The sequence below is a fragment of the Streptomyces luomodiensis genome, assembly GCF_031679605.1.
Lineage (GTDB): Bacteria > Actinomycetota > Actinomycetes > Streptomycetales > Streptomycetaceae > Streptomyces > Streptomyces luomodiensis.
This window is the reverse complement of the sequence record NZ_CP117522.1, coordinates 3,171,923-3,183,958: the sequence shown is the minus strand read 5'-3', so window position 1 is coordinate 3,183,958 and position 12,036 is coordinate 3,171,923. Positions and strand designations below refer to the sequence as shown.

11 protein-coding genes are annotated in these 12,036 nt (G+C 68.7%); 8 read left to right on the top strand and 3 right to left on the bottom strand.

Translation table 11 applies throughout. From position 1 onward, the window contains the following. Positions 1 to 4: 4 nt before the first annotated feature. Entirely contained in the window at positions 5 to 670 is a 666-nt protein-coding gene (locus PS467_RS13730; protein WP_268971781.1) for a TetR family transcriptional regulator, read from the bottom strand. Positions 671 to 797: 127 nt separating this feature from the next. Between PS467_RS13730 and PS467_RS13725 the strand changes: the two genes are divergently transcribed. Both PS467_RS13725 and PS467_RS13720 read left to right on the top strand, forming a co-directional pair. Next, a complete protein-coding gene (locus PS467_RS13725) occupies positions 798 to 2,399 on the top strand; it encodes an MFS transporter (protein ID WP_268971780.1) in 1,602 nt (533 codons plus the stop codon). Positions 2,400 to 2,523: 124 nt separating this feature from the next. Next, positions 2,524 to 2,910: a peptidase inhibitor family I36 protein gene (locus PS467_RS13720; protein ID WP_311035518.1), complete on the top strand. Its 387-nt coding sequence runs from the start codon at positions 2,524 to 2,526 to the stop codon at positions 2,908 to 2,910. 123 nt (positions 2,911 to 3,033) lie between these two features. Here PS467_RS13720 and aceE read toward each other — a convergent pair whose 3' ends face one another. After that, a complete protein-coding gene (gene aceE, locus PS467_RS13715) occupies positions 3,034 to 5,763 on the bottom strand; it encodes a pyruvate dehydrogenase (acetyl-transferring), homodimeric type (RefSeq protein ID WP_311035517.1) in 2,730 nt (909 codons plus the stop codon). 471 nt (positions 5,764 to 6,234) lie between these two features. Here aceE and PS467_RS13710 point away from each other — a divergent pair, with 471 nt between their 5' ends. The 6 genes from PS467_RS13710 to PS467_RS13685 all read left to right on the top strand — a co-directional run bounded on the left by PS467_RS13710 (position 6,235) and on the right by PS467_RS13685 (position 10,795). Further along, on the top strand, positions 6,235 to 6,675 hold the full coding sequence (locus PS467_RS13710; RefSeq protein ID WP_030826007.1) for a DUF3052 domain-containing protein: 441 nt from the start codon (positions 6,235 to 6,237) through the stop codon (positions 6,673 to 6,675). Between the two features lie 114 nt (positions 6,676 to 6,789). After that, complete coding sequence (locus PS467_RS13705) at positions 6,790 to 7,248, top strand: peroxiredoxin (RefSeq protein WP_311035516.1); 459 nt, start codon at positions 6,790 to 6,792, stop codon at positions 7,246 to 7,248. Positions 7,249 to 7,350: 102 nt separating this feature from the next. Beyond that, complete coding sequence (locus PS467_RS13700) at positions 7,351 to 7,926, top strand: TerD family protein (protein ID WP_268971776.1); 576 nt, start codon at positions 7,351 to 7,353, stop codon at positions 7,924 to 7,926. A 146-nt stretch (positions 7,927 to 8,072) separates the two neighbouring features. Continuing rightward, the gene (locus tag PS467_RS13695) at positions 8,073 to 8,648 is read left to right on the top strand and encodes a TerD family protein (RefSeq protein ID WP_311035515.1); all 576 of its coding nucleotides are present in this window, start codon (positions 8,073 to 8,075) and stop codon (positions 8,646 to 8,648) included. Positions 8,649 to 8,698: 50 nt separating this feature from the next. Further along, positions 8,699 to 9,904, top strand: a complete 1,206-nt coding sequence (locus PS467_RS13690; protein WP_311035514.1) for a DUF475 domain-containing protein — start codon at positions 8,699 to 8,701, stop codon at positions 9,902 to 9,904. Positions 9,905 to 10,051: 147 nt separating this feature from the next. After that, on the top strand, positions 10,052 to 10,795 hold the full coding sequence (locus PS467_RS13685) for a TerD family protein (RefSeq protein ID WP_311035513.1): 744 nt from the start codon (positions 10,052 to 10,054) through the stop codon (positions 10,793 to 10,795). 82 nt (positions 10,796 to 10,877) lie between these two features. Here PS467_RS13685 and PS467_RS13680 read toward each other — a convergent pair whose 3' ends face one another. Then, entirely contained in the window at positions 10,878 to 12,032 is a 1,155-nt protein-coding gene (locus PS467_RS13680; RefSeq protein WP_311035512.1) for a TerD family protein, read from the bottom strand. Positions 12,033 to 12,036 lie beyond the last annotated feature (4 nt).

Below are 12,036 nucleotides of genomic sequence, written 5' to 3'. Positions count from 1 at the left end.
GTTGCTACTTGTCCCATTGTTCGGCGAGGGCTGGGCCCACGTAATCAAGATGGAACGCGGTGAGGTCCCGCAAGGTGACCGTGCTGTCGTCCTCGCCCTCGCCCCACATCTTCCCGGCCACCCGGATCACCCCGCCGAACATGGCGACCACCACCCGCGGCCGCGGGTCGGTGTCGATGTCCAGCCCCTCACGGCGGGCGATCTCGCGCGCCAGCCGCTCCTCCAGTTCGGCGGTGCGGCGCAGATGGGCGGCGAGCAGGCTCGGCGTCGACTCGATCAGCCGGTACATCCGCATATGGAGCTGGGGCGGCACCATCTGCTCGATGGCGTCCCCCATGGTCCCCCAGGCGTCGAGGATCGCCTGGCGCAGCGCGGTCATCGGCGCCTCGCCCGCGGGGCGCCCGCACAGGGCGGCGAAGAAGTGGCACTCGGCCGACTCCTGGCTGGCGAAGGCGACCTCCTCCTTGTTGGCGAAGTAGCGGAAGAAGGTGCGCTGGGAGACCTCGACCGCCTCGGCGATCTCGTCGACCGTCGTCCGCTCGTATCCCTGACGGGTGAACAGCTCCAGCGCGGAGCGCACCAGGGCGTTGCGCGTCCGCTGCTTCTTGCGCTCGCGCAGCCCGGCCGGTGGTGGCGTCGCGGGGTTCGCCACTGCCTCGTCCGTTGTCACCTATCGGCTCTCTTTCTGCCGCGTTCGGGCCGCGTTGCGGCTGCTCAGGATATCTGTGAGGAAAACGTCAGTAACCGGCGGATGAATAGGTTTGTCTTTTGTCAGACGCTGACATTAGTCTCCCGGCATGACGTCTTCGACCACCGTCGCCGATTCGGCGCCGGAACCTCCCATAGTCGATCCCCCGAAAGGACTTCGGGGTCATCCATGGCTGACGCTTCTCACCGTCGCCCTCGGCGTGACGATGGTCGCCCTCGACGGCACGATCGTCGCCATCGCCAACCCGGCGATCCAGAAGGACCTCGGCGCCTCGCTCGCCGAGGTGCAGTGGATCACCAACGGCTATCTGCTGGCCCTCGCCGTCGCGCTGATCACGGCGGGCAAGCTCGGTGACCGCTTCGGCCACCGGCAGACCTTCCTGATCGGCGTCGTCGGCTTCGCCCTCTCCTCGGCCGCCATCGGCTTCTCGAGCGAGGTCTCGCTCGTCGTGACCTTCCGGGTGCTCCAGGGCCTGTGCGGCGCGCTGCTGATGCCCGCGGCGCTCGGACTGCTGCGCGCCACCTTCCCCGCCGAGAAGCTCAACATGGCGATCGGGATCTGGGGCGCGGTGATCGGCGCCTCCACCGCCGCCGGACCGATCGTCGGCGGACTGCTCGTCGAGCACGTCAACTGGCAGTCCGTCTTCTTCATCAACGCGCCGGTCGGCGTGCTGGCGCTGGTCCTCGGTCTGCTGCTGCTGGTGGACCACCGCGCCGAGAAGGCCCCGAGGTCCTTCGACATCCCCGGCATCGTCCTGCTGTCCGGTGCGATGTTCTGCCTCATCTGGGCACTGATCAAGGCCGCCGACTGGCAGTGGGGCGACCGGCGCACCCTGCTCTTCCTGGGCCTGGCGGTGGTCTGCTTCGTCGTCTTCGTCTTCTGGGAGAGCCGGACCCGCGAGCCGCTGCTGCCGCTCAGCATGTTCCGCTCGGTGGCGCTGAGCGCGGGCACCGTGCTGATGGTGCTGATGGCCTTCGGCTTCATGGGCGGTCTCTTCTTCGTCACCTTCTACCTCCAGAACGTGCACGGGCTGAGCCCCGTCGACAGCGGGCTGCGACTGCTGCCGCTCACCGCGATGATGATCATCGCCTCACCGCTGGCCGGTGCGGTGATCACCAAGTTCGGCCCGCGGCTGCCGCTCGTGATCTCCATGGTGATCACCGCCGTGTCGATGTTCGGTCTCTCCCGGCTGGACGTGAACAGCGGCAGCGTCGAGATGTCCGTGTGGTTCGCCCTGCTGGGCCTCGGCCTCGGCCCGGTGATGGTCGGCGCCACCGAGGTCATCGTGGGCAACGCCCCGATCCAGCACGCCGGTGTCGCCGGTGGCCTCCAGCAGGCCGCGATGCAGGTCGGCGGGAGCCTCGGCACGGCCGTGCTGGGCGCGGTCATGGCGGGCCGGGTGGACGACACGCTGCCGGAGAAGTGGGCCGACGCCGGGCTGCCGCCGATGCCCAAGGGCGCGGAGTCCCAGGCGTCGGACGCCGTCGAGGTCGGTATCGCCCCGGTTCCCAAGGGCACTCCGCAGGAGATCGCGGGGAAGATCACGGCCGTCGCGCATGACACCTTCGTGTCAGGGATGGGCCTCGCCTTCACCGTCGCCGCCGTCGTCTCGGTGGTCGCGGCCCTGGTCGCGGGCTTCACCAAGCGCGGTGAGAACGCGGAGGCGGCCGGCGGGGCCGTGCACATCTGACCCCTGGCCGTCCATCCCCTATCAGGGTGGACCGTGATCGACCCCATGGTGGCGAACGGGAGCCGGCGACAGGCTGGCTCCCGTTCTGTTCTTCCACTCTTGCCACACGGGGAGCGAAAGCGTGATGCGCACGATCCTTACGGCCGTCGTTCCGGCCCTGGCCCTCGCGGCCACCCTCACCACCACCCCCGCCCCGGCCGCCGCGGCGGCCGGGGCCGCCGCACCACCACGGCTGGGGACCTGCACCGCCGGGCAGCTGTGCCTGTGGCGGGGCGGCGCCTTCACGGGGGCGCGCCAGACCCATGAACTGGCCGATACCGACATCGAGAGCTGTGTGCCCCTGCCGTCCGGCACCACCGCCGCCTCACTGGCGAACCGCACGGGCCGCCCGGTGACGGCGTACCAGAGCCGCGAATGCGCCGAGACGGCCGAGTTCCGCACCTACCCCACCGGCTCCTGGTCCCCCGAAACCCCCTACCAGATCCGGGCCTTCAAAATCTGGGAACGCTGACCCGGCACGGCACGGCCCGGCCCGGCGCGGCCCGGATCGGGCCCCTGGGGGTCAGGGAACAACGCGGGGGCAGGCTGGGAATCCAGCCTGCCCCCGCGTACGGCTCACCGCCGTCGCAGACGGCTACGCGTCGCCGCCCGCCGGGCCGGGGTCGGCCGCGGCCACGTCCAGCAGCTGGTAGCGGTCGATCGCCTGCTTCAGGACCGAGCGGTCGATCTTGCCGTCACGCGCCAGCTCCGTCAGCACGCCGAGCACGATCGACTGGGCGTCGATGTGGAAGAAGCGCCGTGCCGCGCCGCGCGTGTCGGCGAAGCCGAAGCCGTCGGCGCCCAGCGACTGGTACGTGCCGGGCACCCAGCGCGCGATCTGGTCGGGAACCGCCCGCATCCAGTCGGACACGGCCACCTTCGGGCCCTCCGCGTCCGCGAGCTTCCGGGTGACATACGGAACGCGCTGCTCCTCCTCCGGGTGGAGCAGGTTGTGCTCCTCTGCCTCGACGGCGTCCCGGCGCAGCTCGTTCCAGGAGGTCGCGGACCAGACGTCCGCCTTGACGTCCCAGTCCTCGGCCAGGATGCGCTGGGCCTCGACGGCCCACGGCACCGCGACACCGGAGGCGAGGATCTGCGCCGGAATGGTGCCCCGCTCGCCCTGGCGGTAGCGGTAGAGGCCCTTGAGGATGCCCTCGCGGTCCACGTTCTCAGGCTCGGCCGGGTGCTGGATCGGCTCGTTGTAGACGGTGAGGTAGTAGAAGACGTCCTCACTGTTCTCGCCGTACATCCGGCGCAGACCGTCCTGGACGATATGGGCGATCTCGAAGCCGAACGCCGGGTCGTAGGCGACGACCGCCGGGTTGGTCGAGGCCAGCAGCTGGGAGTGGCCGTCCGCGTGCTGGAGACCCTCACCGGTCAGGGTCGTACGGCCGGCGGTCGCGCCCAGGACGAAACCGCGCGCCAGCTGGTCGGCCATCTGCCAGAACTGGTCGCCCGTGCGCTGGAAGCCGAACATCGAGTAGAAGACGTAGACCGGGATCAGCGGCTCGCCGTGCGTGGCGTAGGCGGACCCCGCCGCGATCAGCGAGGCCGTACAGCCCGCCTCGGAGATGCCGTCGTGCAGCATCTGACCGGTCGACGACTCCTTGTAGGCGAGCAGCAGCTCACGGTCGACCGACTCGTACGTCTGGCCCAGCGGGGAGTAGATCTTCGCCGAGGGGAAGAGCGAGTCCATACCGAAGGTGCGGTACTCGTCGGGCGCGATCGGCACGAACCGCTTGCCGATCTCCTTGTCCCGCATCAGGTCCTTCAGCAGCCGGACGAACGCCATGGTGGTGGCGATCTGCTGCTGGCCGGTGCCCTTCTTCAGGGTGGCGTAGGTCTTGTCGCCCGGCAGCTGCAGCGGCTTGGCACGCACGACACGGGTCGGCGCGTAGCCGCCCAGCGCCTTGCGGCGGTCGTGCATGTACTGGATCTCCTCCGAGTCCCGGCCCGGGTGGTAGTACGGCGGCAGGCCGGACTCCAGGTCCTTGTCCGGGATCGGCAGGTGCAGCCGGTCGCGGAAGCGCTTGAGGTCGTCGACCGTCAGCTTCTTCATCTGGTGGGTCGCGTTGCGGCCCTCGAAGTTCGGGCCGAGCGTCCAGCCCTTGACCGTCTGCGCGAGGATCACCGTCGGCTGGCCCTTGTGGGCCTTGGCCGCCGCGTACGCCGCGTAGATCTTCCTGTGGTCGTGACCGCCGCGGCCCAGGTGCAGGATCTGGTCGTCGGTCATGCCCTCGACCATCTTGCGCAGCCGCTGGTCGTCACCGAAGAAGTGGTCGCGGATGTAGGCGCCGGTCTCGGTCGCGTACGTCTGGAACTGACCGTCCGGCGTGGTGTTCAGCTTGTTGACCAGGATGCCGTCGCGGTCCTGCGCCAGCAGCGGGTCCCAGGTGCGGTCCCAGACCAGCTTGATCACGTTCCAGCCGGCGCCGCGGAACTGCGACTCCAGCTCCTGGATGATCTTGCCGTTGCCGCGCACCGGGCCGTCGAGCCGCTGGAGGTTGCAGTTGACCACGAAGGTCAGGTTGTCCAGGCCCTCACGGGCGGCCAGGGAGAGCTGGCCGAGCGACTCCGGCTCGTCCATCTCGCCGTCGCCCAGGAACGCCCATACGTGGGAGTTGGAGGTGTCGGCGATGCCGCGTGCCTCCATGTAGCGGTTCATCCGCGCCTGGAAGATCGCGCCGAGCGGGCCCAGGCCCATGGAGACCGTCGGGAACTCCCAGAAGTCCGGCATCGACCGAGGGTGCGGATAGCTGGACAGCGCGTGACCGAGCTTGGACTTCTCCTGACGGAATCCGTCCAGATGGTCCTCGCTCAGCCGGTCGAGCAGAAAGGCGCGGGCGTAGATGCCGGGGGAGGCATGGCCCTGGAAGAAGATCTGGTCGCCGCTGTCGTGGTCCTTGCCGCGGAAGAAGTGGTTGAAGCCCACGTCGTACAGCGAGGCGGACGAGGCGAAGGTGGCGATGTGGCCACCGACGCCGATGCCCGGACGCTGCGCCCGGGAGACCATCACCGCCGCGTTCCAGCGGGTCGCGTTCAGGATCTTGCGCTCGATCTCCTCGTTGCCGGGGAAGAACGGCTCGTCCTTGGTCGCGATGGTGTTGACGTAGTCCGTGCTGCGCATCTCGGGCACGGCGACCCGCTTCTCGCGGGCGCGCTCGATCAGGCGAAGCATCAGGTAGCGGGCACGTTCCCGGCCTCGCTCATCGACGGCTGCGTCGAGCGAGTCGAGCCATTCCTGGGTCTCTTCTGGATCGAAGTCCGGGACCTGGCTGGGAAGGCCGCCAATGATGATCGGGTTGCGATCGGATCCGGAAGCCACGCTATTCCTTCGCTTTTCGGTCGTGCTGTGCACGCACATGGATTCGTGCTCTGCTGCTGTCGCGCCGTTCTCCATCGTGTACCTCGGGTACGGGATACGTCACCTCTACCCAGTGGTAACCACCAGCGGGTGAGACGGGCGCTCCGGCGGCCGCTCGCTGTGTGACGGCCGGTTCGCAACCTTACGCCCACGACGGGGGTCGTCTGCGTACGACCGTTCGGCACCGGGGCGGCGTAGGGTGGCGATACACACACGTAAGCCGGACGTAATTGGGCAATCCGGTCTGCCGCGCGCCGTTGCGCGCCGTTCCTCCATGATGGGAGTTGCGGCGACACGTCAACGTTTGGGCGGGATCGCTGGCCGGGTACTTGCGCGATCCGCCCGGCCCGTGTGGACTACGCCCAAGCCCTCGCGTACGCGCGCGGGGCCCACAGACTCGAAGAGTGAACGCGAGATGACAGGAGGCAATCCGTGAGCGCGACCGCGGACCACGCGGAGGAGCGGACCAACCCTGCCGCGAGGCTGGGTTTTCAGCCCGATCAGGTGGTCCAGGAGATCGGCTACGACGACGATGTCGACCAGGAGCTCCGCGAGGCCATCGAGGAGATCACCGGCCAGGAGCTCGTCGACGAGGAGTACGACGATGTGGCCGACGCCGTGGTGCTGTGGTTCCGGGAGGACGACGGCGATCTGACGGACGCGCTGGTGGACGCCATCCAGATGATCGACGACGGCGCACCGGTCTGGCTGCTGACGCCCAAGACCGGCCGTGACGGCTATGTCGAGCCGAGCGACATCAATGAGGCCGCGACCACCGCGGGCCTGTCCCAGACCAAGAGCTTCAACGCGGGCAAGGACTGGACGGGCAGCCGTCTGGTCACGCCCAAGGCCGCTCGCACCGGTAAGCGCTGAGGCCCCGAATCCACACGTCAGAGCCCCCCTCCGTGCACTGTCGGAGGGGGGCTCGCGCGTAGGGTTGAGCACGCACCGCATGATCATTCGAATGTGACCGAAGGGATGTACCCGATGGCGATAGAGGTTGGCGCGAAGGCCCCCGACTTTGAGCTGAAGAACCAGCACGGCGAGTCGGTCAGGCTCTCCGACTTCCGGGGCGAGAAGAACGTCGTGCTGCTCTTCTACCCGTTCGCCTTCACCGGTGTGTGCACCGGTGAGCTGTGCGCCCTCCGCGACGAGCTGCCGAAGTTCGTCAATGACGAGGTCCAGCTGCTGGCGGTGTCCAACGATGCGCCGTTCAGCCTGCGGGTCTTCGCCGAGCAGGAGGGGCTGGAGTACCCGCTGCTGTCGGACTTCTGGCCGCACGGCGAGACCAGCCGCGCCTACGGCGTCTTCGACGAGGAGAAGGGCTGCGCGGTGCGCGGCACCTTCGTAATCGACAAGGAGGGTGTGGTGCGCTGGACGGTCGTCAACGGCCTGCCGGACGCCCGGGACCTGAACGACTACGTCAAGGCCCTCGAAACGCTGTAACGGCGGGGAACCCGTCACTAGGATCGATGCGTTGATCCTGATGGGAAAGACCTTCGATGAAGGGGCACGCAGTGCTCCTGACGAACCTTTTTGGGAGGACTCGTGGGAGTCAGCCTCAGCAAGGGCGGCAACGTCTCGCTGACCAAGGAAGCCCCGAACCTGACCGCGGTCGTCGTGGGGCTGGGCTGGGACGCCCGTACCACCACGGGCACCGACTTCGACCTCGACGCCAGCGCCCTGCTGACGAACGCCGAGGGCAAGGTCGCCAACGACCAGAACTTCGTCTTCTTCAACAACCTCAAGAGCCCCGACGGCTCCGTGGAGCACACCGGCGACAACCTCACCGGTGAGGGCGAGGGCGACGATGAGCAGATCAAGGTGAACCTGGCGGGCGTGCCCGCCGATGTCGCCAAGATCGTTTTTCCGGTGTCGATCTACGACGCCGAGACCCGCCAGCAGAGCTTCGGCCAGGTGCGCAACGCCTTCATCCGCGTGGTGAACCAGGCCGACGGCAATGAGCTGGCCCGCTACGACCTGTCCGAGGACGCCTCGACCGAGACCGCCATGGTCTTCGGCGAGCTGTACCGGAACGGGGCGGAGTGGAAGTTCCGAGCCATCGGCCAGGGGTACGCCTCGGGTCTGCGCGGTATCGCGCAGGACTTCGGCGTCAACGTCTGAACGGACCGCCGTCCGGACGGACCGCCGAAGGCCGTCAAGGGCCCGCACCGAGGCCAGGTCCGGCGCCGCACCCTGCACCCCTTGAGGCGCAAGGTGCGGCGCCGGACGCGCATCACCCACGCAACACCCGGGGAGGAAACAGCATCATGGGCGTCACACTCGCCAAGGGGGGCAATGTCTCCCTCTCCAAAGCCGCTCCGAATCTGACACAGGTGCTCATCGGCCTGGGCTGGGACGCGCGCTCCACCACCGGAGCGCCGTTCGACCTCGACGCCAGCGCGCTGCTGTGCTCGTCGGGGCGGGTGCTCGGTGATGAGTACTTCGTCTTCTACAACAACCTCAAGAGCCCCGAGGGCTCCGTGGAGCACACCGGCGACAACCTCACCGGTGAGGGCGAGGGCGACGATGAGTCCCTGCTGGTCGATCTGACCAAGGTCCCGGCCGAGGTCGACAAGATCGTCTTCCCCGTCTCCATCCATGAGGCCGATGCCAGGCGTCAGACGTTCGGGCAGGTCAGCAACGCTTTCATCCGGGTGGTGAACCAGGCCGACGGGCAGGAGCTGGCCCGCTACGACCTCTCCGAGGACGCCTCCGGCGAGACCGCGATGATCTTCGGCGAGGTTTATCGCTATGGCGGCGAATGGAAGTTCCGGGCCGTGGGGCAGGGGTACGCGTCGGGTCTGCGGGGCATCGCTCTAGACTTCGGGGTCAACGTTTCGTAAAACCGCGTAGAGCGCGCGGGGGAGACCTACGACGAAGGATGGGGTTGGCAGTGCTCCTCAAAACCTTTGGGTGGTCGTTCGCCATCACGGCGATCGGTCTGGCCCTGGCCGGCGTCCTCTGGGGGTGGAAGGGGCTCGCGATCGTCGGGATCCTCTCGATCCTGGAGATCTCGCTCTCATTCGACAACGCGGTCATCAACGCGGGCATCCTGCGCAAGATGAACGCCTTCTGGCAGAAGATCTTCCTGACCGTCGGCATTCTGATCGCCGTCTTCGGCATGCGCCTCGTCTTCCCGGTGATCATCGTCGCCATCACGGCGAAGATGAGCCCCGTCGAGGCCGTCGATCTCGCGATCAACGACAAGGACAAGTACGAGCACCTGGTCACGGGAGCGCATCCGGCGATCGCGGCCTTCGGCGGGATCTTCCTGTTGATGATCTTCCTCGACTTCATCTTCGAGGAGCGGGACATCAAGTGGCTGGGGTGGCTGGAGAAGCCGCTCGCCAAGCTGGGCAAGCTGGAGACGTTCTCGATCGTCGTCGCCCTGGTCGCGCTGCTGGTCGCCGCCACCACCGTGGCCACCGACGTGGCCCACGGCGGCGGTGACAAGAGCGCGACCGTCCTGCTGGCCGGGGTCGCCGGTCTGGTGACCTATCTGATCGTGGGCGGTATCTCCGGCTACTTCGAGGACAAGCTCGAAGAGGAGGACGACGAAGAGGCTGCCGAGGCTTCAGAGGCTGCCGGGGCCGACAAGGCCGAGGCGGAGGCCGACGAGGCGGGCGCTGCGGGCAAGGACGTCGAAGGGGCGAAGGGCGGACGTGGCTCCGGCGGTGCCACCGTGGCCGGCCTGGCCGGCAAGGCCGCGTTCTTCCTCTTCCTCTACCTGGAGGTCATCGACGCGTCCTTCTCCTTCGACGGAGTCATCGGCGCCTTCGCGATCACCAACGACATCTTCGAGATGGCGCTGGGTCTGGGCATCGGCGCCATGTACATCCGGTCGCTGACCGTCTTCCTGGTCCGCAGGGGCACCCTGGACGACTACGTCTACCTGGAGCACGGCGCGCACTACGCGATCGGCGCGCTCGCCGTCATCCTGCTCATCACCATCAAGTACGAGATCAACGAGGTCATCACCGGCCTGGTGGGCGTCGTGCTGATCGGCGCCTCGTACTGGTCCTCGGTCGTGCGCAACCGCCGGGAGGCGGCCGCCGGCGAGGACTCGGAGGCCAAAACGGAAGTCACCTCCGGAGTCTGACCTCCGGGAGTGTGACGCGGCGGCGTTCGAGGAACGCTCTGAGCGGGGCGGCCGAGGTCTTCCGACCTCCCGGCCGCCCCGCGGCGGTTGGACACAAGTTTGGACACAAGTGAGGCAGCGGAGCCACGAAGGGTGGGGGTGCGCACCATGGCGTTCTGGAGCAACTGGGGACGGGGCAACTGGGGACGGTCGGCATGGCGTCAGTTCGACAGCGGTGACGCGTCCGGAGTGGTCGAGCTGACCAAGCGGAACGCGTCGATATCGCTGACCAAGCAGGGGGCCGCCACGGGCAATCTGCGGATCAACCTCTCCTGGCAGATGCGCACCTCGGACTTCAACAGCAGGGCGGCGCGCGGCTCGCTGCGCCACCCGCTGCGGATGTTCAAGCCCGAGCCGGTGCAGGCCCAGGGGCCCGCGATGGTCAATGTCGACCTCGACCTCGCGGTGATGTACGAGCTGAAGGACGGCGCCAAGGGCGTGGTCCAGCCGCTCGGTGAGTTCTTCGGCGCCCTCAACGAGGCGCCCTACGTCAAGCTCAGCGGGGACGACCGGTTCGGCTCGGGGTCCGGTGAGACGGTCTACGTCAACATGGACCACAAGGACGACATCAAGCGACTGCTCGTGTTCGTCTACATCTACGACGGCACCCCCGCCTTCGACCGCACCCACGGCCTGGTCACCCTCTATCCGAGCAATGGGCCGCGGGTGGAGATACCGCTCGACGAGCGGGCCCCGCAGGCACGCTCATGCGCCGTCGTGCTGATCGAGAACGTCAAGGGCGAGATGGTGGTCCGCCGTGAGGTGAAGTACGTCTACGGCTTCCAGGCGGAGCTGGACCGGCTGTACGGGTGGGGGCTCCAGTGGGGCCGGGGCTACAAGTCCAAGGTGTGACCTGCGGGGTTGGGGGGCCCGCCGCCCGCCCTACGGCCGGCCCTCCCCCCGTCTCGTCCCTCGTCCGTCCCCCATCCGTCTGTCATCTGTTCTGGAACTGCGGCCCCTGCGGCGGCAGGACGAAATGGGGGTCCGGCACCTGGGCGGGGATCGGCGGCGGGGGCGGCGGCACCGGCCCCGTCGGCTGCACCTGCTGCGGATAGCCGTACGCGGGCGGCTGCGGATAGCCGTACGCCGGGGACTGCTGGGGCACGGGCTGCTGGGGCGGATAGCCGTAGGCGGGCTGCGCCGGGGGCTGGGCGGGCGGCTGCGGATACCCCGGGGCCTGCGGCGGCGGGGGCGGGACCTGCGACGGCACAGCGGCGAAGCCGCTGTCGCCCTGCGCCGAGGGGGGCGCCATGGGCTGGGTGCGGTGCGGATCCCAGGGGTCGGGCGGCGCCGCGTGCGGATAGCCGTACGCGGGGGAGTGGGCCTGGGTCGGCGCCTCGGACGACGGCGGGGGCGGAGTGCCGGGGGCGGCCGGGGGCGCGGGCGGCGCGGCGGCGGCCGGGGACTCGGGAGCGTCGGCGGGCGGGGGCTCGGGGGCGGCGGACGGGCGCTCGGGGGCCGGGGGCTCGGAGGCGGTCGCGGCCTGCGGCCCGGCCGCGGGCGCGCCCTCGTCCGGGACGTCCTTGCCCTCGCCGTCCTCCACCGAGATCCCGTACTCCGTGGCCAGTCCGACCAGCCCCGACTCATAGCCCTGGCCCAGGGCCCGGAACTTCCAGCCGCCGCCGCGCCGGTAGAGCTCACCGCAGATCAGCGCGGCCTCCTTACCGGTCTCCGGCAGCACCGCGAAGATCGCGATCGGCTCGGCGTCCGTGTTGTCCGGAGCACCGGAGGAGGCGTCGTACAGCAGCAGGCTCAGATCCCGTACCTGCCCGAAGGCGCCGCCGTCCGCGGACGCGGCGAGCACCACCCGGCGCACCTCCGGCTCCAGACCGGAGAACTCGGCCTCGATGGTGTCCGTCATCGCGTCCTGGACCGGCTTCTTGGACAGATGCCGGACCAGACCCGAAGGGTGGTGCGGCTGGTTGTAGAAGACGAAGTCCTCGTCCGAGCGCACCCGGTCGTCCACGCCCAGCAGCAGCGCCGAGGCGTCCACGTCGGGTACGTCCGTACCGGGGGTCCAGCGCAGCACCGCGCGTATGGCCGTGGCCTCCAGCGGGATGTTCGATCCCTTCAGCATCGCCTGGGTCATGGCC